This is a genomic window from Mucilaginibacter sp., assembly GCF_028288185.1.
GTDB lineage: Bacteria > Bacteroidota > Bacteroidia > Sphingobacteriales > Sphingobacteriaceae > Mucilaginibacter.
This window is the reverse complement of record NZ_JAQBOF010000027.1, coordinates 274083-296795: the sequence shown is the minus strand read 5'-3', so window position 1 is coordinate 296795 and position 22713 is coordinate 274083. Positions and strand designations below refer to the sequence as shown.

General features: G+C 39.0%; 25 protein-coding genes, 1 pseudogene and 1 riboswitch. Of the genes and pseudogenes, 15 read left to right on the top strand and 11 right to left on the bottom strand.

Annotated features, from left to right (window positions below; all coding sequences use genetic code 11):
- Nucleotides 1-1056: aminotransferase class I/II-fold pyridoxal phosphate-dependent enzyme (locus JWQ34_RS11660; protein WP_299357444.1), on the top strand; the 1056-nt coding region annotated here is incomplete at its 5' end.
- Between the two features lie 91 nt (nt 1057-1147).
- Here the strand turns inward: JWQ34_RS11660 and JWQ34_RS11655 are convergent.
- The gene (locus JWQ34_RS11655) at nt 1148-1552 is read right to left on the bottom strand and encodes a DinB family protein (RefSeq protein ID WP_299357442.1); all 405 of its coding nucleotides are present in this window, start codon (nt 1550-1552) and stop codon (nt 1148-1150) included.
- Nucleotides 1553-1785: 233 nt separating this feature from the next.
- A riboswitch (SAM riboswitch) is annotated at nt 1786-1895 on the top strand.
- A gap of 214 nt (nt 1896-2109) precedes the next feature.
- Between JWQ34_RS11655 and metX the strand changes: the two genes are divergently transcribed.
- The 5 genes from metX (at nt 2110) to JWQ34_RS11630 (ending at nt 7503) form a co-directional block, all read left to right on the top strand.
- Nucleotides 2110-3165, top strand: coding sequence for a homoserine O-acetyltransferase (gene metX, locus JWQ34_RS11650; protein ID WP_299357441.1), 1056 nt, complete (start codon nt 2110-2112; stop codon nt 3163-3165).
- A complete protein-coding gene (locus JWQ34_RS11645; RefSeq protein ID WP_299357440.1) occupies nt 3165-4382 on the top strand; it encodes a homoserine dehydrogenase in 1218 nt (405 codons plus the stop codon). Before metX ends, JWQ34_RS11645 begins: the two co-directional genes overlap by 1 nt.
- Nucleotides 4383-4596: 214 nt before the next feature.
- Nucleotides 4597-5772: a glycosyltransferase family 87 protein gene (locus tag JWQ34_RS11640; protein ID WP_299357439.1), complete on the top strand. Its 1176-nt coding sequence runs from the start codon at nt 4597-4599 to the stop codon at nt 5770-5772.
- The gene (locus tag JWQ34_RS11635; protein ID WP_299357438.1) at nt 5769-6728 is read left to right on the top strand and encodes a glycosyltransferase family 2 protein; all 960 of its coding nucleotides are present in this window, start codon (nt 5769-5771) and stop codon (nt 6726-6728) included. Before JWQ34_RS11640 ends, JWQ34_RS11635 begins: the two co-directional genes overlap by 4 nt.
- Nucleotides 6709-7503: a polysaccharide deacetylase family protein gene (locus JWQ34_RS11630; protein ID WP_299357437.1), complete on the top strand. Its 795-nt coding sequence runs from the start codon at nt 6709-6711 to the stop codon at nt 7501-7503. The genes JWQ34_RS11635 and JWQ34_RS11630 overlap by 20 nt, the downstream gene beginning before the upstream one ends.
- Before the next feature lie 67 nt (nt 7504-7570).
- Here JWQ34_RS11630 and JWQ34_RS11625 read toward each other — a convergent pair whose 3' ends face one another.
- From JWQ34_RS11625 to ppk1, 3 genes are all read right to left on the bottom strand, one after another.
- A complete protein-coding gene (locus JWQ34_RS11625; protein WP_299357436.1) occupies nt 7571-8134 on the bottom strand; it encodes a UbiX family flavin prenyltransferase in 564 nt (187 codons plus the stop codon).
- A 325-nt stretch (nt 8135-8459) separates the two neighbouring features.
- Nucleotides 8460-9353: an ethanolamine ammonia-lyase reactivating factor EutA gene (locus JWQ34_RS11620; protein ID WP_299357435.1), complete on the bottom strand. Its 894-nt coding sequence runs from the start codon at nt 9351-9353 to the stop codon at nt 8460-8462.
- Nucleotides 9350-11404 carry a polyphosphate kinase 1 gene (gene ppk1, locus JWQ34_RS11615; protein ID WP_299357434.1) on the bottom strand — a complete coding sequence of 685 codons (2055 nt, stop codon included), beginning with the start codon at nt 11402-11404 and terminating at the stop codon, nt 9350-9352. The genes JWQ34_RS11620 and ppk1 overlap by 4 nt, the downstream gene beginning before the upstream one ends.
- 164 nt (nt 11405-11568) lie before the next feature.
- Here ppk1 and JWQ34_RS11610 point away from each other — a divergent pair, with 164 nt between their 5' ends.
- Nucleotides 11569-12060, top strand: a complete 492-nt coding sequence (locus tag JWQ34_RS11610) for a YajQ family cyclic di-GMP-binding protein (protein ID WP_299357433.1) — start codon at nt 11569-11571, stop codon at nt 12058-12060.
- Between the two features lie 232 nt (nt 12061-12292).
- Here the strand turns inward: JWQ34_RS11610 and JWQ34_RS11605 are convergent, their stop codons facing one another.
- Nucleotides 12293-12730 (bottom strand): Hsp20/alpha crystallin family protein, encoded by a 438-nt coding sequence (locus JWQ34_RS11605; RefSeq protein WP_299357432.1) that lies wholly within the window; start codon nt 12728-12730, stop codon nt 12293-12295.
- A gap of 134 nt (nt 12731-12864) precedes the next feature.
- On the opposite strand from JWQ34_RS11605, the gene JWQ34_RS11600 reads away from it, so the two are divergent.
- The gene (locus JWQ34_RS11600) at nt 12865-13311 is read left to right on the top strand and encodes a thioesterase family protein (RefSeq protein ID WP_299357431.1); all 447 of its coding nucleotides are present in this window, start codon (nt 12865-12867) and stop codon (nt 13309-13311) included.
- A 314-nt stretch (nt 13312-13625) separates the two neighbouring features.
- Here JWQ34_RS11600 and JWQ34_RS11595 read toward each other — a convergent pair whose 3' ends face one another.
- Nucleotides 13626-14321, bottom strand: coding sequence for an SIMPL domain-containing protein (locus JWQ34_RS11595; RefSeq protein ID WP_299357430.1), 696 nt, complete (start codon nt 14319-14321; stop codon nt 13626-13628).
- A 65-nt stretch (nt 14322-14386) separates the two neighbouring features.
- The gene (locus tag JWQ34_RS11590; protein WP_299357429.1) at nt 14387-15076 is read right to left on the bottom strand and encodes a class I SAM-dependent methyltransferase; all 690 of its coding nucleotides are present in this window, start codon (nt 15074-15076) and stop codon (nt 14387-14389) included.
- A gap of 156 nt (nt 15077-15232) precedes the next feature.
- Here JWQ34_RS11590 and JWQ34_RS11585 point away from each other — a divergent pair, with 156 nt between their 5' ends.
- Nucleotides 15233-15745: a hypothetical protein gene (locus JWQ34_RS11585; RefSeq protein WP_299357428.1), complete on the top strand. Its 513-nt coding sequence runs from the start codon at nt 15233-15235 to the stop codon at nt 15743-15745.
- Between the two features lie 72 nt (nt 15746-15817).
- On the opposite strand, the pseudogene JWQ34_RS19150 reads toward JWQ34_RS11585, so the two are convergent.
- Both JWQ34_RS19150 and JWQ34_RS19145 read right to left on the bottom strand, forming a co-directional pair.
- Nucleotides 15818-15943: pseudogene (locus JWQ34_RS19150) on the bottom strand (YqaE/Pmp3 family membrane protein); the annotation flags it as partial.
- 68 nt (nt 15944-16011) lie between these two features.
- Entirely contained in the window at nt 16012-16197 is a 186-nt protein-coding gene (locus tag JWQ34_RS19145; protein ID WP_367278612.1) for a PLDc N-terminal domain-containing protein, read from the bottom strand.
- A gap of 119 nt (nt 16198-16316) precedes the next feature.
- On the opposite strand from JWQ34_RS19145, the gene JWQ34_RS11575 reads away from it, so the two are divergent.
- Nucleotides 16317-16739, top strand: a complete 423-nt coding sequence (locus JWQ34_RS11575; RefSeq protein ID WP_299357426.1) for a secondary thiamine-phosphate synthase enzyme YjbQ — start codon at nt 16317-16319, stop codon at nt 16737-16739.
- 73 nt (nt 16740-16812) lie between these two features.
- On the opposite strand, the gene JWQ34_RS11570 is transcribed toward JWQ34_RS11575, so the two are convergent.
- Nucleotides 16813-17784, bottom strand: coding sequence for a GlxA family transcriptional regulator (locus JWQ34_RS11570; protein ID WP_299357425.1), 972 nt, complete (start codon nt 17782-17784; stop codon nt 16813-16815).
- A gap of 135 nt (nt 17785-17919) precedes the next feature.
- Here JWQ34_RS11570 and JWQ34_RS11565 point away from each other — a divergent pair, with 135 nt between their 5' ends.
- The 3 genes from JWQ34_RS11565 to JWQ34_RS11555 are packed head-to-tail and all read left to right on the top strand — an operon-like array spanning nt 17920 to nt 19992.
- A complete protein-coding gene (locus JWQ34_RS11565) occupies nt 17920-18345 on the top strand; it encodes a VOC family protein (protein ID WP_299357424.1) in 426 nt (141 codons plus the stop codon).
- A gap of 8 nt (nt 18346-18353) precedes the next feature.
- Complete coding sequence (locus JWQ34_RS11560) at nt 18354-18575, top strand: hypothetical protein (protein WP_299357423.1); 222 nt, start codon at nt 18354-18356, stop codon at nt 18573-18575.
- Between the two features lie 40 nt (nt 18576-18615).
- The gene (locus tag JWQ34_RS11555) at nt 18616-19992 is read left to right on the top strand and encodes an MATE family efflux transporter (protein ID WP_299357422.1); all 1377 of its coding nucleotides are present in this window, start codon (nt 18616-18618) and stop codon (nt 19990-19992) included.
- A gap of 22 nt (nt 19993-20014) precedes the next feature.
- Here the strand turns inward: JWQ34_RS11555 and JWQ34_RS11550 are convergent, their stop codons facing one another.
- A complete protein-coding gene (locus JWQ34_RS11550; RefSeq protein ID WP_299357421.1) occupies nt 20015-20923 on the bottom strand; it encodes an alkaline phosphatase family protein in 909 nt (302 codons plus the stop codon).
- A 420-nt stretch (nt 20924-21343) separates the two neighbouring features.
- On the opposite strand from JWQ34_RS11550, the gene JWQ34_RS11545 reads away from it, so the two are divergent.
- Together JWQ34_RS11545 and JWQ34_RS11540 are read left to right on the top strand one after the other, a co-directional pair.
- Complete coding sequence (locus JWQ34_RS11545; protein ID WP_299357420.1) at nt 21344-22129, top strand: DUF1080 domain-containing protein; 786 nt, start codon at nt 21344-21346, stop codon at nt 22127-22129.
- Nucleotides 22130-22346: 217 nt separating this feature from the next.
- Nucleotides 22347-22589 (top strand): hypothetical protein, encoded by a 243-nt coding sequence (locus JWQ34_RS11540; protein ID WP_299357419.1) that lies wholly within the window; start codon nt 22347-22349, stop codon nt 22587-22589.
- Nucleotides 22590-22713 lie beyond the last annotated feature (124 nt).

Here is a 22713-nt window from a genome sequence, read left to right as displayed (position 1 = left end):
GTTATACAACCCATTATCTTATCAACTACGTTTGAGCGTATGGAAGATGGTAGTTTCCGCGAAGGTTATATTTATAGCCGGGCAGCAAACCCTAACCGTACATCGTTAGAAAACGTATTAGCTAAATTAGAGGGCGGTGTTGATGCCGCGGCTTTTTCATCGGGCAATGCCGCCGGGATGGCTGTTTTTCAATCCTTAAAACCAGGTACGCATATTATAGCACCAGATGACATGTATCATGGTTTACGTAATCAGCTTAAAATTTTATTTGCGGGGGTACTGGAGTTTGATTTTATCGACATAGGTAATACAGAAATTTTAAAAACTAACATTAAACCCAATACCGGGTTAATCTGGATTGAAACGCCATCAAATCCTCTGCTTAAAATAACAGATATTAAAGAGATAGTCGCGGTAGCCAAACAACACAACATTAAAGTAGCCTGCGATAATACCTTCGCTACCCCTATTTGCCAACAACCGTTAGCTTTGGGTGCCGACCTGGTAATGCACTCTACCACTAAATACTTTGGCGGCCATAGTGATTTGATGGGTGGCGCATTAATTACAGCCGATAAAAGCGATTGGTGGCAAAAGATCCGCGAAGTACAAACTTATGGCGGCGCTATCCCCTCGCCTATGGATTGCTATTACCTGGTTAGGAGTATAAAAACATTGCCTTACCGTATGCGCGGCCATGTGCATAATGCCCAGTTACTGGCCGAATATTTAAATAAACACCCAAAAGTTGAGCAGGTGTTATATCCCGGTTTGCCATCTCACCCAAATCATGACGTTGCAAAAGAGCAAATGACGGGCTTTGGTGGTGTATTGTCTTTTTGCTTAAAAGGCGGGCAAGAAGAAGCTAAACGGGTAGTTAATAAAGTAAAGTTATTCACCCAAGCCACCAGCCTGGGCGGTGTTGAAAGTCTGATAGAGCACCGTGCTACAGTTGAGGGCCCGGATACCAAAACACCTTTTAATTTACTGCGGATATCGGTTGGGTTAGAGCATATTGATGATTTGATAGCGGATATTACTCAGGCAATCGCGTAACTCATTGCACCTTTACCCAATGCGCGTCTGAATATGCTGAGCTGCCCTATAGAATACGCATGGTGATGATTGGCATATGCCCATACGCCGGCTAACGTATTATAAATTTATACATAGGATGTGGCATATCTACCTTTTGCGCTAATCGTTCGTCAGTAAGGCTTTCTAAGCCGTTCCTTATAACAGGTAGTATCTCTTCCCATTTATCCCTGATCATTTGCAGCGTTGGCAACTCGCAAGCCGGGGCTTTCAGGTCGTCTTCGGTCGCACCCTCTTTAGACATAAAATGATATGCCCATGGTATATTAACTTTTATATCGCCGATAACTGCCAGTATACCCTGATCCCATAACATATGGCCGGCTATCCATTTTATATTGTTTTTCATTCCAGCTACCGTTTGGTTTGATTCTTCATCGGTTATATCGGCAATAACATTGTTAAATAGGGCGTTATGTACATCGTATTGCGCTAATAGTATGTTTTTTACAGACATATATTTATTTTTTTTATATCATCAAAGCTATATTAAACTTTTATACTTATAAAGGGTGAAACGTGACAATATTAGGGTGCTTTTACGCCAAGATCTCATGGGTTGATCTTACTGTTAAACTTAATCGGTTTAAAGCCTTAAAGAAAATAAATTTGGTTTAATAAGAATAATCTCCTTATTTTGCGCACATAATCGGTAGTAATACTGTAGGATCAATTCCCTTATACGGTTTTGATTTATAAAGAAGCGGCGAGAGATTAGGCTCCGCGACCCGCTGGCAACCCTCTAAAATTAGAGAAGGTGCCAATTCCTTACCCGGTAAATATCCCGGGAAATATAAATTAACAACATGGAAAACTTAACAAACAACCATCTGCAAAACTCTATTAAAGCCGCTCAAGGCTTAGCATCTGTTTATAGCATTGTTTGCTGTATGCACCGCTGTTGGTAACAGTTTAATACGTTTCCTTTTTCTCTTTCCGAAAAATACGTACACTGTAAATGGAACCTATCCGTTTACTAAACCTCAACAGCAAATCAAACATCAAGCATCACAAATGAATACACAATTATATAAATATCATCAACCTTTCCAACTGGAGTCGGGCTATATGCTACCCGAACTGGAGTTAGGTTATCATACTTACGGCACCCTGAATAAAGCAAAGGATAACGTAGTATGGGTATGCCATGCCTTTACCGCTAACTCTGATGTATTAGATTGGTGGAAAGGACTGTTTGGCACGAATGATTATTTTAATCCGCGAGACCACTTTATTGTATGTGTTAATATGCTGGGTTCGGCTTATGGCTCAAGCGGGCCGTTAACTATTAATCCGGCAACAGGTCAGCCTTATTACCTATCGTTCCCACAGGTTACGGTTAGGGATATGGTTAAGGCGCAGCAATTATTAGCCAAACATATTGGAGTAGATAGTATTTATGCCTTAATTGGTGGATCATTAGGCGGCCAGCAAGCTGTTGAGTGGGCCATTATTGACCCTGATTTTATAAAGAACCTGATATTGATCGCCTCGAACGCGAAACATTCTCCGTGGGGTATAGCGTTTAACGAGTCGCAACGTTTGGCCATTGCTGCCGATGATACTTTTGATACGAATAGTCCTGATGGCGGTGCAAAAGGCTTAAAAGCCGCCCGCAGCATGGCGCTTCTATCCTACCGTGGTTATAAAACTTACGGTATTAGCCAGCAGGAAGATAATGACAACGTTACCGACAATTATAAAGCATCTGGCTACCAAAATTACCAGGGTGATAAACTGGTGGCACGTTTTAATGCCTACAGCTATTGGTATTTAACCAAATCTATGGACTCGCATAACGTGGGCCGTAATCGTGAAAGTATAGAGAAAGCGCTTAGCGTAATTAAAGCCCGTACGCTGGTTATAGGTATAAAATCAGATCTGTTATTTCCTATCGAAGAACAGCAATACTTGTTCAGGCATATACCCGAAGCCGCCTTTGCCGAATTTGAGTCGTACTACGGCCATGATGGTTTTTTAATTGAAACTGAAGCATTAACTAATATTATTACATCATTTTTTAAAACAGACGTAAAAGGAAAGATCATCCAATTACAACAAATAGCATAATGAGCAAAAAATTAAATATCGGCCTGTTTGGCTTCGGAGTTGTCGGCCAGGGATTATACGATATCGTAAGAACCAAAAACCTAAACATTGAGATAAAAAAAATAGCTATTAAAAACGCTGACAAAGAGCGCTCTTTACCGGCCCATTATTTTACTACTGATAAGAACGAGCTATTAAATAACCCCGAGATCAATACCATTATTGAACTGATAAACGATACCGAAGCCGCTTTTGATATTGTGTCTACGGCTTTAAAAACGGGTAAAAACGTGGTATCGGCCAGTAAGAAAATGATCGCTCTTCACCTGGAAGAGTTAATAGCCTTACAGCATGAATATGGCACTTCTTTATTGTACGAAGGTGCAGTTTGTGGCAGTATCCCTATCATCCGTAATTTGGAAGAGTATTATGATAATGAATTGCTGCATTCTATAAGTGGTATTTTCAACGGTTCATCTAATTATATCCTGTCGAAAGGTTTTTTAGAGAACATGGATTATGATACAGCCCTAAAACAAGCCCAGGACCTTGGCTTTGCCGAAACTGACCCCATTATGGACGTAGGTGGTTATGATGCCAAATACAAGCTGATTATAGCTGCCGCGCATGCTTATGGCGTAGTAATAGATCCTGAAAGGGTGTTTAACTTCGGCATACAAAACTTAGCAGCCAGCGACATACAATACGCAAAGGAAAAAAACATTAAAATAAAGCTGGTGCCCGTTGCTAAAGAACTGGATGATAAACATGTAACCCTGTTTGTATTACCAAAATTTGTTACCGAAACGGAGTTTTTATATAATGTAGAGTACGAGTATAATGGTGTAACCGTACAAGCCGCATTTGCCGATCAGCAATTCTTTTTTGGTAAGGGCGCCGGTGGGCACCCTACAGGTTCGGCGGTATTGTCTGATATAGCTGCATTGCGTTATGATTATCAATACGAATACAAAAAAACCAAAGGCAGTAAAGGGCTTAATTTTACAAATGATATTGAATTGAATATCTACCTGCGTTATGACGATGAAGAATTGGTTAAACTGCTTGATTTTATAAATATAAAAGAGAGTTATTACTCAGGTAGTTATAAGTATGTTATCGGGAAAGTTAACCTGCAAAAACTAATAGATAACCAATCGCGTATATATTCAGACAAAGCGTTTATCGCTTTCGCCGATCAGTTAACAGGGGTCAGTTTAGCTCCGGCAAAAAAGTAACAATATAATTTTCAGTAGTTATGTTGTAAAAGGGTTCTGTGTATACAGAGCCCTTTTTTGTTTACCCATTCTGTCATTTCGAATAAGAAATCTATACATTGCTACTTACGCGTGTATAGTTTTCTCCTATCATTCGAAATGACAAGGTGAGTAGTGAGGTTGGTATTCTTTTGGTTTTTTTACCTATTTTTGGCGACCCAAATACACCCATTTAATGCATAAACTTGCTAAATTTTTCACAAGTAAACCTTTTGTAATTACTATATGGTTTGGTTTAAGCTTGTTTGCAGTTGGTAAAAGCGTTGTTTTGGGCCATAGCCATATACACAACAATTACTTTGTGTATAAGTATAACTTTTATCATGTTATAAATCAGCAAAATTTATACATACATGATCCGGCGCATTATTTTGATCTGAACCATTACGGGCCAATATTTGCTTACATCATAGCTCCATTTGCCTTAATGCCCGATGCACTGGGTGTGATATTATGGGTAATGTTTACAGCGTGGCTGTTGTTATTTGCCATACAGCAATTACCAATTAAACAAAATCATTACCTGCTTATTGTATTGCTTTGCGCGCATGAGCTAATGACATCCGCAGCTAATGTGCAAATAAACCCACTTATTGCGGCGCTAATATTATTCAGCTTTATTTTCATCAAAAACGAGAAGGATTTTTGGGCTGCGCTGATGATAGCGTTAGGCACATTTATAAAACTGTATGGTATTGTTGGATTGGCTTTCTTCTTCTTCTCTAACAATAAATTGAAGCTGATTGGCTCGTTTATATTTTGGTCGGCAGTGTTATTTGTTTTGCCGATGCTGATCTCGTCGCCGGCGTTTATTATCCAAACCTACCACGATTGGTATGCAGATTTGATAAGCAAAAACAAGTTCAATATCGCATCAACCCGCGAGGATGTATCTGTTATGGGTATGGTCAGGAAGATTGCTTTTCCGCATTTATCAAACCTGGTTGTGTTATTACCGGGCATAGTGCTTTTCGGGTTATCTTATTTAAGGATCAAACTATTCAGTAATTTAAATTACCAGTTGCTAATTGTAGCATCTACCTTAATTTTCCCGGTGATATTTAGTACCGGATCAGAGTCGCCAACTTATATCATTGCTTTTGTAGGCGTGGCGTTATGGTATATAAATGGCGAAAGACCAGTATCCGCATTGGATATAGCCTTGTTGATATTCGCGCTGATATTAACCAGTCTTTCACCGTCTGATCTTTTCCCGAGATATTTGAAAGATCATTATGTTGACCCTTATGCCTTAAAAGCGCTACCTTGCTTCTTAATATGGCTCAAAATTATTTACGAAACATTGTTCAGGAAATTCACAAATAAGGATATAATTGCAGTAGCGGCATGAAAAAGAAACTATCAATTATAATTCCGGCTTATAACGAGGAGAAAAATATCAGTCACCTTATTGCTGAACTAAATAAATCCTTAGCCGAAACTGCTTATGATTACGAATACATATTTGTAAACGATGGCAGCACGGACAACACGTTAAACGAAATTAAGCAACAGGCTGTTCTGCACCCTAACGTTTTCTACATAGAACTATCAAAAAACTTCGGTAAAGATTACGCCCTTAAAGCCGGTATTGACATGGCCAAAGGCGATGCCATTATCACCATGGATGCCGATTTGCAACATCCCCCTCACCTATTACCGCAAATGTTAAAGTACTGGGAGGATGGTTATGATATTATTTATACTTATCGCGAAGATGCAAACCCACATGTTAGTGGTTTCCAAAAGTTTGCATCAAAATTATTTTATAAATTTATTAATGCGATATCAGATATCACCTTAGAAAACGGTATATCCGACTTTAGGCTACTGGATGAAAAAGTAGTTAAAGAATTAAAGCAAATAGACGAATACGAGATATTTTTCCGCGGGATGGTTAAGTGGGTTGGCTTTTTACAGATAGGTATCCCCTATGCCCCTGCCGCCCGCCATACCGGCGAAGCCAGTTACTCTTTCTTTAAGCTGGTTAAACTGGCGGTAGGTAGTATAATGGCATTTAGTGTAAGGCCGTTGTATATAGCTACAGGATTGGGCCTATTCTTCTCGGTATCTGCCTTGTTATATATCCCATACATATTTATAAGCTATTTTTATGGCTATGATGCGCTTTCGGGCTGGGCGTCATTAATTGCTACGGTGGCGTTTTTTGGTGGCTTACAGCTGCTGGTATTGGGTATTATAGGCTCTTATTTAGGTAAGATATTCTTGCAAACCAAACACCGCCCTAATTATATCATCCGTTCAACCAATTTGTTAAAAGATAAAAATGATTCTGCTGGGGTTTGATGTTGAGGAGTTTGATATGCCCATGGAATATGGCAAAACCATATCCTTTGAAGATCAATTAGCCATATCAACTACCGGCACGCTTTTAATACTTGATCTGCTAAAAACCACCGGGATAAAAGCCACCTTTTTCTGCACGGCCAATTACGCCATTAATAAGCCTGATATTATAACCAAAATAGTTAGCGATGGCCACGAAATAGCATCGCACGGCTATTATCATTCTGATTTTAAGGTGGAGCACCTGGCACAGTCTAAAGCTAAGCTGGAAGAAATAGCAGACACACCGGTAACCGGTTTCCGTATGGCGCGAATGATGCCGGTTGATGAAACTGAAATACAAAAAGCAGGTTATGTTTATAACTCATCCCTCAACCCTACTTTCATACCGGGCCGATATAACCATCTAAAAAAGCCTCGCGCCTGGTTCTTTGACCATAATGTTTTACAGATACCGGCATCAGTATCGCCATTGGTGAGGTTCCCTTTGTTTTGGTTGACGTTTCATAATGTATCACTATCCATCATCAAATGGATGGCCGCGGCGGCACATCGTAAGGATGGTTATTTGAACCTATACTTCCATCCCTGGGAATTTACTGACCTGAAACAGCCGGAACGATTTGGTTTCCCTAATTATGTATCTAAAAATTCGGGCGATGCTTTTGTGAAAAGGATAAAGAGTTTTATTGTGTGGGCGCAATCAAAGGGTTATGAATTTGCAAGGACGGGTGATTTTGCGCAGGGGGTAATAAATTCTGAACCACGGTTTTAGGATTACCATGATTAAGAATAATCAGAAATCCCAGAGTAACCTTATTCACTCATTCACTTATTATTCCTTATTCCTCGCCCCAACGATAACTATCATTATCCAATCCAATCAAATCGATCACCCGGTTTACTACCGTTAAGGCTACTTCTTCAACAGTTTGTGGTTTGTTATAAAACGATGGCACTGCCGGGCAGATAATTCCTCCTGCTTCGGTTACCGTTGCCATATTGCGGATATGGATCAAATTTAACGGCGTATCACGGGCTACCAGTATTAATTTGCGGCGTTCTTTTAAGATAACATCTGCGGCACGGCTTACCAGGTCGTCAGATATCCCGCCGGCTATACGGCCCAGCGTCCCCATGGAGCAGGGTATAATTACCATGGTATCAAACTTTGCCGATCCTGATGCAAAGGGAGCCATAAAATCATTTTTGGCGTAGAATTTAAAAGGCAGTTTAGTATAATCATCATTATCCAGCTCAAATTTCCATACCTGCTTTGCGTTATCAGACATTACAATTGCAATCTCCTGAACTTGACTATTCAAGTGTTGTAAACGATCCAATAACAGCTTAGCATATATAGAACCACTGGCACCGGTAATAGCAATTACAATTTTTTTCTTCATTTAGCCCCCTCTAAACGGCGTAGCCCTCATGAACACCATAAGAAACCAACACCTTGTGAATAATCTCCCCCGCTAGGGGAGATTATAATGATTATGTTAAACAATTCCACAACAAAGTTAACCTGAATTTAGCTAGGATAAGTCTTATTGAAATAAATTTTGAAAGTCTCCCCTACCGGGGGAGATTTAGAGGGGGCGGGTTACGGGCACAAAAAAGGGTCGAATACAAGTACCCGACCCTACATCTACCTATGAAAAACATGCCCTTTGAGAGGGCATTACAAATGTAGTAACACTTTTTTAATTATTAAACAATTAATTGAAATTATTTTAACACGTTTTTCATATAATTTTCATCTATCAAAGTTTGGATAATACCATCAACCATACCAACGGTAGGTACATAGATGTTTTTTATGCCCGCCCATTTCATCACAGATAAATAAATTTCGCAGGCGGGGATGATAACATCTGCCCTATCCTGATTCAATCCCAACACATTAATACGATCTTTTAACGAAAACGAATCCAGGTAATCATAAAGCGATTTTAGCTTACCAAATGTCATAGGTGAATTATTTTTTTCTTCGGATAGCTTATAAAGCTTATTAATGTTACCACCGGTACCAATACCAAATACACCTTTAAAAGGGCGGGTATGCTCTCGGATAAATTCTTTCATTGAGCTCCATGACTCTTCGGTATCCTGGTTATCCAATATCCGGATAGTACCGATATTGAATGATTTAGAAGCAATTAACTCACCCGATGAGAATAAAGAAAGTTCGGTGCTACCACCGCCAACATCAATGTATAAGTAGGTTTTAGTTTTATCTATATTTTGCTCGGCATGACTGGCGTAGATGATCTTAGCCTCAAGCTGCCCATGTACTATTTCTAAATTTATATTGGCTTCGTCTTTTATCTGCTTAACAACATCGCTCCCATTCTTTGCTTCGCGCATGGCCGATGTAGCGCAAGCCATGTACTCGCCAACTTTGTACACATCCATCAGATTACGGAAAGCGAGCATGGTTTTAACCAAATCTGTAGCTTTTTTTTCCGAGATATGGTGATTTAAAAAAGCATCATCACCCAAACGCAGCGGAACCCTGATGAGCGTATTCTTTTTAAAAGAAACCGTTCCGTCATTTTCTTTAATATCGGCAATTAGTAACCTTACCGCGTTTGATCCTATATCTATTGCTCCGTATCTCAATTTGTTTTGTTTTTATTTTTCAGGTAGTTGTAAATATCTATTTGCGCCCTTACCGGCAGCTCTGATTTGGTTTTGTGGTATTTATTGGTGTTTTGGTTATTGATCTCGCGCGATTTGGTATTATCACTTAACTGTATATCAATAATATCCCGTATCTCTTTTTTTATCTTCTTATCATATATCGGGAAACCAACCTCAACCCTGGTATCAATATTACGCGACATAAAATCGGCCGAGGTTAAATACATCAACTCATCGCCCCCATTGCAGTAAATATGTACCCTGGCGTGCTCCAGGTATTTATCAACTATACTTACCACTTCTATATTTTCGCTGTATCCCTTTATACCCGGTACCAAACAGCACATCCCCCTGATAATCATTTGAATTTTCACACCTGCGTTACTTGCCTGGTATAACTTTATGATTAACTGCTCATCGGCCAGGCTGTTCATTTTAAAGATCATGTAAGCCGACTTTTGGGCTTTCGCGTTCTTTATCTCAGTATCTATCAGCTTATAAATTGCCGGGCGCGAGTCAATTGGCGATACTATTAAATGCTTTAGTCCTTTAGGTAATAACCCTTTGTTAATGGCTTTAAAAACAGTCACCAAATCGCCGGTTAACTTTTTACTAGCGGTTAGCAGGGTGTGGTCAGCGTATAACCTGGCCGTTTTCTCATTATAATTTCCGGTAGATAAACACGCGTAATAAACAAGCTTATCTTTCTCGGTACGGCTTACCAGGCATATTTTAGAGTGTACCTTATAGCCATCAATACCATAAATAACATTAACGCCCTCTTCCTCTAACCTACGGCTCCAGGCAATATTGTTCTGTTCATCAAAACGGGCCCTTAGTTCCACCAGGCAGTTTACCTTTTTACCGTTTTTAGCCGCATTTATTAACGCATGCATTATTCGCGAATTTTCCGCAAGGCGATACACTGCTATACTTATCTCTTTTACCTTAGGATCAATAGCAGCTTCGCGCAAAAAGTGAATTACGTAATCATAAGTTTGATACGGTGTGCTGATCAGGTAATCCTGTTTAGCTATCATAGCCATCAAACTTTTATCAAATGAAAGACCATTAACCGGCAAAGTTGGATACTTTACATATTCCAGCTCGGGCCTACCCACATTGGGGAAAGAAATGAAATTTTTAAAGTTATGATAACGATTACCCGGTATCAAACTTTCGCCATGCAGATTCATTTTACTTACCACGTATTTTAGCATATCATGCGGCATTTCCGAATCATACAACAAACGCATAGGTTTACCCTTTTTACGCTTTTGCAGGCTTTTAGATAGTGAGTCGATAAACTTTCCACTCACCTCTTTATCAAGGTCAAGCTCAGCATCGCGGGTAAGCTGGATAGAATAAGCCTCAATAGTATCATGCTCGAATATGAAGAAGATATCCTCCAGGCTATACCTGATGATATCATCGAGCAGGATTATAAACTTTAAGTTGTTGGTTTCGGGCAGTACAATAAATCTTGAAAGATTATCGGGTATTTCTATCAGCGCGTAGGTTTTCTTTATATCTTTAGTGAGCTTCACAAAAAAGTAAATAGAGCGATCGCGAAGTTCGGGTAATACAGTAGTATTATCCAGCATAATCGGCACCAGGGTAGCCAACAACTTCTCACGGAAGTAATCTTTAACAAACGCACCACGAGAAACATTTAGTTGCTTATCATTTAACAGGAAGATCTTCTCTTCGGCAAGTTGCTTAACTATAATATTTTCATATAGATTGTTAAACTTACGCTCTTGCTTTACTACCAGGTTTTTTATCTGGTTTAGAACTTTTTTGGGGTTATAACCCAGTATCTCTTTAGACTTTTCATTTAAATTAGTCAGGCGGCTTAATGTAGCAACCCGGACCCGGTAAAACTCATCCAAGTTTGATGAAAATATGGCTAAAAACCTTATCCGCTCAATTAAAGGTACTGTAGGGTCGGCAGCTTCCTGTAAAACGCGCTCGTTAAAATACAACCAGCTTATTTCTCTGTTAATTAAAGGTATACGTTTAATATCCATATAAAGTGCCTGCTTTACAGCATTGCTACAAATCTGCTTATTTATTTGTTAAGTTAATATTAAGTTAGTGGCTTAATGCACATGTTTTAACATAAATATGTAGTATTTGATTTTATACCTTTATAAATACTAATTTTGCACTTCAAATTATAAACACTTTACTTATGCCTACTTTTGATATTGTAAGTAAGATAGACGGCCAGACACTGGACAACGCTATCAACATCGCTAAAAAAGAAATTTTGAACCGTTATGATTTTAACGACTCAAAAAGCACCATAGAGCTTGATAAAAAAACTAATGTAATAACCGTAGTTACTGAGAACGACATGCGTATTAAAGCCATACAGGACGCTATTATAAGCCGTATGGTTAAACAACAACTTGACCCTAAAGCGATGGACTTTGGTAAAGAGATTGCCGCATCGGGCAACATGATACGCAAAGAGATTAAGATAAAACAAGGGCTTGACCAGGAAACCGCTAAAAAGATAGTTAAGAAAATTAAAGATAGCGGACTAAAAGTGCAAGCCAGCATAATGGACGACCAGGTACGCGTACAAGCTAAGAAGATAGATGACCTGCAAGCGGTTATAGCGCTTTGCCGCAAAGAGAATTTTGACCAACCGCTGCAATATATCAATATGCGGGATTAGTTGATATCGGATTTTGGATGTTCGATTTCGGACTTATAAATTAACCAAATTCGAAATCGAACATCCGAAATCCGAAACAAAAAGACCGCCCTTTTCGGGGCGGCCTTCTCTTAACTAAACCAACTTTACTACTTATGAAAACTATCTTTGGTACCTTTAATTATCGGGGCCAAAAGCCGGACTTTCGCACTTATCATACTTCACTTCCGGGCTTTCAGGTTGCCGATAAATATTATTTTACAGCTATTTCTCTTGATTGAAATTTAGCTTCTTCTTTTTTAGCTACAGTTAATTTCAAAATACCGGCTGTATAATCAGCTTCAATTTTTGAATGATCCGCGCTTTCTGGCAAGGTAAATGATCTTGAAAACGAATTAAAGCTGTATTCGCGTTTGGTATATTTCTTGTTCTCATCCACGGTTTCAGTTTTTTTATCAGCCGCAACGCTTAATACATTTTTATCCAGGTTTATCTTAATGTCTTCTTTGCTTAATCCCGGTACTGCCAATTCAATTTCAAACTGAGCATCAGTTTCTGCAATGTTTACAGCAGGTGTGCGGGTTGCTAATTTTTCGTTTAAAAACGAGTCGTTTAATAATGAATACACATCGTTAAAGAATGGATTCACTATGTTATTTTTTTGATCCTTGCCAAATTTTACTAAAGTCATTTTTATATCCTCCTAAGTTTTTCTTTTATTAACTTCGCAGAGACTTGTTCAACAGTTGTACCAATAGCCTTTTTGATTCAATTGCAAGACAATTTGTCTTAAATCTATTTTTATTACCGACAAAATGACGCATAATGCCTGAAAAGCTATCAGATTATAAGTTTAGAACCATTATACCTATCCGTTTTTCGGATATAGACGCGGTAGGGCACGTTAACAATGCTATCTATTTAACCTATTTTGAAATAGCCCGCTTTAACTATTGGCAAGAAGCTATTAACTGGAATTTCAGCGAGAACGGTGTTATTGTGGGCCGCAGCGAAGTAAACTATTTAAAACCTATAACCCTGCATGATCAGATAGCCTGTTATGTTCGTGTGGTGCGTATTGGTAACAGCAGCTTTGATGTAATGCATGTGCTGGTTAGGATAACCACTAGCGGCGAAGAGATTTGCACCACGGGCAAAACGGTTTGTATCAGCTATGATTATACCACCAACAAATCGGTACAAATACCCCAAAAAGAGCGCGAACAAATGATAGCTTACGATGAGCCGAGGTTGATTTTGAATACGAATTAGAGTTTTTCTCCTAAGAGCCCATCGGCTCGATAAATATTGTAGCAACGGATTTTAACCCGTTGAACACACCAACGATAAGTAACAAGTGCCATAGGCACGATCCATATTATATGGGCCGAACCTATGGTTCTTCAATTTTCTTTTCTCAACCGTCAACGGATTAAAATCCGTTGCTATAATATTGGCCGAAGCTACGCTTCTTATCATAGGCACTCTCATTAGTCCGGGTTTTGTAATTCCAAACTAATGAGAAGCAAAAAAAGCTTTGATAAATTTTTAAAAGTTGTCAAAGCTAATCACGGCGGTAATCAACATTACTTCCCTATCTCAAACACCGCGTTGATCTGAAAGCTTAGCTTGATTTTTTTCACATCAATATCCGATTCGGCTGGTGTTGCCCTATCGGCGCTCATGGCCATTGTTTTAAACATTACCTGACGTGGTTGTGGGTAGTTGCTATTATCGTTTTCGGTAATGTTAAGTACATGGCCCAATTGCTCGCCTAGCCCGCTTAACAGATAAAACGCTTTTGATCTGGCGGCCAACAAAGCTTTTAATTTCAACTCGTTTTTTAGCTGATCTATTTTTGAATAGTCGTAGCTGTCAATATTAGTGCTTTGTATGCCTTTGGGGTCAACTTTGCTTAGTATCTGGTTAAACTTATTTAGATCATGAAACTTAATGCCATATTGTTTCGAAGCTAAAAAATCAGGGTTTTTCTTCTTTTGATAAGTGTTGTTATAGGCCCACATATTGTTAATGGTAAAATCTTCTTTAGCGATGCCGGCTTCGCGCACAGCTGCTTCCAGTTGATTTTCCAGCTGATCAATAGTAACCTTTTTCTTTCCATCGATGTACTCTTGCAGTGAGATAGAAACATTAATAATATCCGGGGTAACTTCTTGTTCTGATGTTCCTACGACTTCAATTTTTCGGCGCAGATCTACGGTTTGAGCAAATGTTGTATAGCTGGCAATAGTAAGCGTGGCAAGTATAAATAGTTTTTTCATAAATATATTTTTATTGATATAGAACAAATAATGGCTGCAAGGTTTAATAATTTTGCAATTATCCGTTAACCCTCTTGCGTTAAGCGCGTTAAATATTGCCCAAATTCGTCTTCTATCAATACCTCTATATTAAAACCTGTTTCGGTAGCGATTTGCTGTAAAGTATACTCATCAATATAGAGCCAGTTAAACCATTCGGTTTTTAGTTTTTTATAGCTGTATTGGTATTGTATCTCGCCATAATAGCCTTGCTTGGGCAGGTTACCTTCATAAAGGTACGCAATGTCTGACGAGTCGAATAATATTTGCCCGCCTTTAGTTAATAAGGTTTTAAGGTGCAGCAACAGTTGTTTTAATTGGACGATAGTACCGGCTAAACCAATGCCATTCATTAACAATAATAAAGTATCATATTTGGCTTCATTATAGGTAAATATATCTCCTTCAATAGTGTTTTCAATGCCCCGTTCTTTCATCACCTTAATGCATAACGGCGAAATATCTAAAGCTGTCACTGCTAAACCCTGCCCTTGTAAAAGTAAGGTGTGGCTCCCCGCCCCTGCGCCAATATCCAGCACTTTCCCTCGGCATTGCTCCAGAGCCATAAACTCAATATCCGGCATATCCTCTTCGGCTCTAAAATAGGCAACAATTGGCATTTCTTCTTTAGGGCCGTACTTATTATTTATCCAAAGTTTACCGGTGGGTAAATTATGGTAATTATCAAATATGGCTTGGCCTAAAACATCATTCATAGAAAATATATAACGACTGTAAAGTTAATGAAAACACAACCATTACTTTATACGTTACGTATAAACATAGTCGCCCTAATAGTAAACTATTATTCTCGTTACATATACATCACTATTTAATAATATAGATAGTTTTGTATCAACCTAACTAAACCTATGAGAAATTCACACTTATTACTCGTCCCAATTTTAGCATGCGTTATATTCTCTTGTAAGAAAGATGAATTAGCCAATGCAAAAGCACAATATGCCAAATTAATAATTGGCAACTGGAAATCTAATCAGCAAAACATAAAAGTTTATGACCTTGCCACCAACGAGCTTTTAAAAGATTCGACCGTAAATTTTACCGGCGTATTTTCCGGCCGATCATGGTATGAAATTTATACTGAAGACGGTAATGCCTACGTGACCTCGCTGCCTACTATAAAATTGGGCAACAAAGTTGCTACGATAGATACTACTTCTTACTTGCATTATACTATATTAGGAGCAAACTTAACACTAAAACAAAATATTGGCGGTAACACCACCAAACCTATACTTACTTTAACAGTAAGTGATGTGGGGTTGCAAAACACCTATGTAGGTACATTAAATTCTGGTTGGGGCTTAGCGCTAAATACTGATTACAAAATAATAGAGGCTGATTATTATACCAGGCAATAATTATTGGCCGCGTTTCATCACCCGTACTAACTGGCGGTGCCGTTTAGCGGCATAATAATCATTTGTTACCAATACGGCGTGTATTACTCCCGGTATCCAAAAAAACAGCGTTAAAAACAGATTGAGGATAAAGGCACCTATCCTACCTGTGCTAAATACCGCCAGCGGTGGTAATAATAAACAAAGAAAATAGCGCATATTATAATACTTATATCATTTAGACCCGATATAGCATTGATAGTTACAACTTAATGATAATCCAAGTATCAGGGAGTTATTACTTTAGTTTTTCGGCCAATGATTAAATAGAGAATAGACCCAAGAAACGGAGCAAATAAAACTACAAGCACCCATATTAATTTAGTGGTAGAGTCTTTAAAATCAGCCCTGATAATATCTACCAGACAAAAGATGGTTAACAACGGGAAAATCAGTGCAAAGCATATCAGCATTGTTTCAGACACTCCAAATTCAAAAAAAGTTAAAATGTTCATGATAAAGGTTTTTACTAAATTACAACATCCAATATTAATATTTGCATGGTTATTGCATTAATTTGCAGCATACTATCATGAAAATACATCAGCAACAAATACAACTTAGCCAGCGCAGGCGGGGTTTCCATTTAATAACTGCCGAAGTTTTAGAGGCTTTACCCCAGATACGCGAGTTTAAAGCCGGTATTTGCCAGGTGTTTATTCAGCATACATCGGCTTCATTAACCATTAATGAAAATGCCGACCCAACCGTAAGGAAAGATTTTGAGATGTATTTTAGCAAAGCTGTACCAGAAAACGACCCCGACTACCTGCACGATGACGAAGGCCCCGATGATATGCCCGCGCACTTAAAGGCTGCATTACTGGGTAGCTCGGTAACTATACCCATACGTAACGGCAGGTTTGCATTGGGGATATGGCAAGGCATCTATTTATGCGAACACCGTAATTATGGCGGCGAGCGCAGTTTGATGATCACGGCATGGGGAGAGTAAGTTCAAGTAGCAGTTGCAGTTTTTAGCGGCAGTATATATCTGCTACTTTGCAACTGCTGCTGCCACTAAAGAATCATCCCATATAAAACTTCTCCCGATACCCGGTTGGTGTCATCCCCACTGTTTTTCTAAATATTTTACGGAACGCTTTAGGGTCGCTATAGCCTGAGTTGAGCATCACCTCCGTCATTTGCTGGTTGGTTTCTACCAACAGCTTTTTGGCGGCTTCGATGCGTGTTTTTTGCAGGTATTCTATCGGTGTAATGCCGGTTACCTGTTTAAATCGGCGGGCAATGTTACGCCTGCTACCGGGGATCTCTTTTATTAATTCTTCAATAGTACCTGTACTTTGGTAATCGGCCTCAATACGTTGTTGGGCCATAGTTACCAGGTTATCATTATGTACTTGCAATGGCGAAAATGTGCTGAAATAGGTTTGATGTTCCCTATCCATATCGATAGAGAATAGTTTAGCGGTACGCGCAGCAATATCCTTACCGCAATACTTTTGCAGTAAATGCAGCATTAAATGAAAGCTAGAGGTTGAGCCGCCGCTGGTATAAAGGCCGCCATCGCCGGTAACAACTTTATCGGCCTGTAGCTTTACGGTGGGAAAAGCGGTTGCAAATTGTTTACAAGCATCAACATGGGTTGTTGCCGGTCGGCCGTTTAGCAAACCGGTAGCACCTAATAAAAACGCGCCGGTACATACGCAAGCCAGCTCTGCCCCTGCTTTAAACTGTTGCTGCAGCCAGGGTATGTATTTATGATTCTCCTGTATAGCCAACCCAATATCAGCCGTACCAAATGCGGGGATGAATATAAGATTTTGCATTGCCGAGGTGTAAATAGATTGAACTTGGTAACCGTTAAACTCAATAGCTTTGTCTTTATTCAACTCATCGGCACTAAAAAGCGTAATATTAAATACCGGGTCCTTTTTATCAATAATATAAAATTGGTTAACACTTTCAAAAACATCCAGTATAGCTGCAACGCTTAATAACCGGTATCTGTTAGTCAATAAAATGCCTAGTTGTATCATGTCGATTTAATTTAGTGACGGATAAATATAAAAAAATGTCTCGAATACCCCCCAAGGTTGACATTTATACCCACTATAGATTTCAAAAATTGAGCCTACCTTAGCCTTATCAAAAACAACTAAGACAACACAATCATGGCAAAGATCAATCCGTACTTAAACTTTTTGGGTAATACCGAAGAAGCTTTCAATTTTTACAAATCTGTATTTGGCGGCGAGTTTAAGGCGCTTATACACTTTAAAGACACAGAACATGGCGAAAAAATGTCGGCTGAGGACAAAGAGAAAACAATGCACGTTGCACTGCCTATCGGCGACAGCTTATTAATGGGTACCGACGCACTGGAATCAATGGGACATACTTTAACTACCGGCAATAACTTTTCAATAGCTATTGACCCTACGGATATAGCTGAGGCAAACCGCATTTTTGATGGCCTTGCAGTTGGCGGCCAGGTAATGGCGCCGCTTTCTAAAGCATCATGGGGCGCATGGTTTGGTATGCTGGTTGACAAATTTGGCGTACAATGGATGGTTAATTATGATGATAGCCAGAAATAAATAACATCATGCCTTTTATGATAGTCGAAGTTTTTAAAACAAACGTTAATGGGACCGAACTTGCCGAAACACTAATTCGACAAGTGCTTGATCATTTCCCTGATAGCCGGGTTAACTTTGATCTGGAAGACTGCGATAATATTTTGAGAGTTGAAGCAAAGACGGTCATCCCCGAAAAGATAATAGAAATATTAAACCTGAATGGTTATTCTTGTAAGGTCTTGATATAGTAGCCGACAAAAAGGCTTTACCAATACATTTATCACCATCATGACCATTAAAAATATTATTTCGGCAATTCGCCTGTCACTTAACGGCGAAGAACAAGATTATACCATAGGCAGTATCCGCAAAGCTGTGTTCCTGTTGGCTATACCTATGATACTGGAGCTTAGCCTGGAGAGTGTATTTGCCCTGGTTGATATATTCTTTGTAAGCAAACTAGGCGAAAATGCTATTGCCAGTGTTGGGTTAACCGAGTCTGTTATTACAATAGTTTATTCTATTGCTATTGGTTTAAGTACCGGGGCGGCGGCCATTGTTGCCCGTCGTATAGGTGAGAAGAATCCGGATAGTGCGGCACACGCAGGCGCGCAATCTATCATTATCGCTTTTATAATTTCGGCAGTTTTAACTATTGTAGGGATGATATATGCCGGTGATATTTTAGGCTTGATGGGTGCCAGCCCGGCCGTGGTTGCTGATGGGGCCATATTTACCCGCATTATGTTTGGCGGCAGCCTGGTTATTATACTCATCTTCCTTATCAATGGCATCTTCAGGGGTGCCGGTAATGCTGCCATGGCTATGAAAAGTTTGTGGATAGCCAGCTTCGTCAATATCATCTTATGCCCTATCTTGATACATTTCTTCGGATTAAAGGGCGCGGCAATAGCAACCGTTACCGGGCGAACTTCTGGAGTGCTTTACCAATGTTATCACCTGGTAAAGGGCAACGGTATAGTAAAGTTTACCGCCCGGCATTTTAATTTTGACGCACCTATCATTAAAACAATCATCAATATTGCCTGGCCCGCTACTTTACAGTTTATTATCGCCAGCGGCAGTTGGATAGTGGTAGCACGCTTAGTAGCCGAAACTGGCGGAACAGCCGCGTCAGCAGGTTACCAGGTGGCTATACGCAATGTAGTTTTCTTTATTTTACCCGCTTGGGGATTAAGCAACGCGGCGGCCACGTTGGTAGGCCAAAACCTGGGAGCTAAAGAGATTGGACGGGCCGAACAAAGCGTATTAATAACCGCAAAATACAACGCCATATTTATGGGGTTAGTAATGGTTTTATTTATATTCTTCTCTAACCCTATCATCCGCATATTTACGCAGGATGCGGCCGTTATAAAATATGGTGTACAGGCTTTACAAATATTTGGATCGGCCTATATTTTTTACGGGATCGGCATGGTGATGACCCAGGCTTTGAATGGCGCAGGCGATACCAAAACCCCAACCTGGATAAATTTTATATGCTTTTGGGTTATACAAATACCTTTGGCCTGGTACCTATCCAAACATTTGGATATGAAAGCAACCGGTGCCTTTATATCCATACCAATTGCCGAAACGTTGTTGGCATTAACAGCCTGGTATTACTTTAAAAAAGGAAGGTGGAAAGAGGTTAAGATTTAGAGCCTCAATTAGAATAATGCTGCTATTTCTTCCAAACATCAGTAATAACGGTTGCTTTAGTAGTATCAGATATTGGCAGGTTATAAATAGACATTATGGTATGTAGTATATTATAATGATTTATCTTCTCATTATACTTACCCGGATTAATACCCGCACCGACAAAAATTGTAGGGACGTGATTTACCGGTTTAAAATCATCCTCATCAAAAGTCACTATTAACAGGCTATTATTTTTTTTGGCCCACTCTGCGTAAGCGCCTAAATTATCTTTTAACCATTTGTCTCCTCTTTGTATAGACGCAGCATCACCGGGCTCACCAATATTATGCATATCATAATCCATATCCGGGACAACAAAAGCAACGGTTGGTAGCTTAGTAAAATCCTTCGGGAATTGCTCCATAGGCAAGCTTAATGATGGTGATATGTTATTTTCTTTATCGCCCAGCCAGTTAACCCAAGGAACATGTTTACGGGCATATAATGAAGCATTTGTTAATTCACTTTTTTTGAAGTAGCTCTGCAAATAACCTACTGATGGCATGGTTTGAGCATAACCTTTAAAAGTTAATCCGTGCTTTATTAATGAGGCACCTAAATTTGATGTGGTATAAGGCGTTCTGGCTTCTAAAGACTCATCGCCTATTACACCTTGTACATTACCAGAATATATAGCCAAATAATTAGGTTGGCTTGGGTGCGTTACCCCGTGCGAATTGGTAAACAAAGCACCTTGCTGAGCCAGCTCACTGATATAAGGTGCATTAGGCGATCCTACTACTTCATCATAGCCATGATTTTCTTCCATCACCAATATAATATGGTCATAATGGTGTGGTTGTATGGCTGTTTTGTTACGGAAAGAAAAACAAACTGCACCCACGCCAATAAGAGCGGCCGCGCAAAATAATTTTGAAAATGATTTCATTGTAAATACCTAATATGTGGTAAAGTAACTAAAAACTTTATTTTTTTTAAATGTTAATTCATAAAAAAGCCACTAATTAATAAAATCAGTGGCTTTTTATTAAAGGAACTTATTTTAAGATATGCACCAAAGCAAATCAACTATCAATATAATTGCAGCTACCCAATTTAGTATTACTAATCCTACAGGTTTTTCGGGGTAAGGGTTTTTGTCTAAAATTCCATATCATTAATCTGTTAATACAATTGTGTATACGTGACTATTCCTGTTTTGGTTATTGGTTTTTACAAAAAACTTACTAAATGTGGCATGTCACAGTGTAAAATATACGCTATAAATAAAAAAACACCCATCATATAATTGAAAATCTTATAGATTTGATGCAAAACAATTATAAAGCACCAATCAAAACTAATTTTCATGAAATACAATCAAATCTTAACAGTTGCGCTGTTATTTTTATCGCCAATAGCTTATGGCCAAACAACATCAGCTATTATAAAACAGGCAAATTTGAGTTCGGCAAACCCAACTAATGCAGAGATATTTACACCTGTACCTAATGTGGTAACCCCGGGTAAATCCTTCTCCAATGCACCATCAGATGCTATCATATTATTTGACGGAAAAAACCTTGACGAATGGGTGACCAGCAAAGACCAATCAGCCGCAAAATGGGTAGTTGCAAACGATATTTTAACTGTAGATAAAGCCGTTGGCGATATTGAGACCAAAAAAAAATTCACCAGCTTTCAATTACATATTGAGTGGAAGATCCCTGCTGATATTACCGGTACCGGCCAGGCAAGGGGTAATAGTGGTATATTTTTATCCGGTAAATATGAGATACAGGTATTAGATACTTACAACAACGATAACAAAACCTACACTAACGGTATGGCCGGCAGCGTATACAGGGAGTCTATCCCGTTAGCAAACCCTGCAAAAAAAGCAGGCGAGTGGAACAGGTATGATATTGCTTATTCTGCACCCGAATTTAATACAGACGGCACCGTAAGTAATCCCGGACGTGTTACCATATTTTTTAACGGCGTGTTGGTGCAAAACAATGTTGCCATTGAAGGTGCCACATCTACAGGCGTTAAACATGTGTACACAGCACATGGCCCTGCATCACTTAGGTTACAGGCGCATGGCGATAAAAGCGCGCCAATTAGCTATAGAAATATCTGGATAAGGGAATAACATTCCTTAAATAACTAACCCTAATAACTGTTTGCTTTTTTAATTCATTCATTTATTGGGGTTTATTGTTTATTTGCTTTTTTTGACCGACATTTAACATAACAAAACACAATATTGCTTGCATTACAACGTATATGTTTGCATAATATAAGTCGACAATCTTAAACGCCACTATTTGAAGAAAAACGGACTATTCATTATTTAAATCATTCGCAACATGAATTATAAATTGAAGTTAGCCGATGGCACCACACAATTAATTGAAATAACTACAGGCTATTTTAAAAACTGGCGTGTATGGAAAGTTAAGATAAACGGAAAAGCAGCCATGCTGTACAAAATAGGTACCGAATGGATGCAGCGGAATGAAGACTATCTGGATATTTACACATTAAAAGCCATTGGGGAGTTTATTGATACCATGATCTCACCTCCGGGGCAAACAACATCGGTTGCATAATTTACCATTGCTGTAGGTACATACCAAAATACCCCAATAATAGGTATTGAAATATGGTTTTACTTACCTTTCTTTGATTAAACAATCATGTCTCAACTTATTTGGTCTTGGTAACAAAATATCT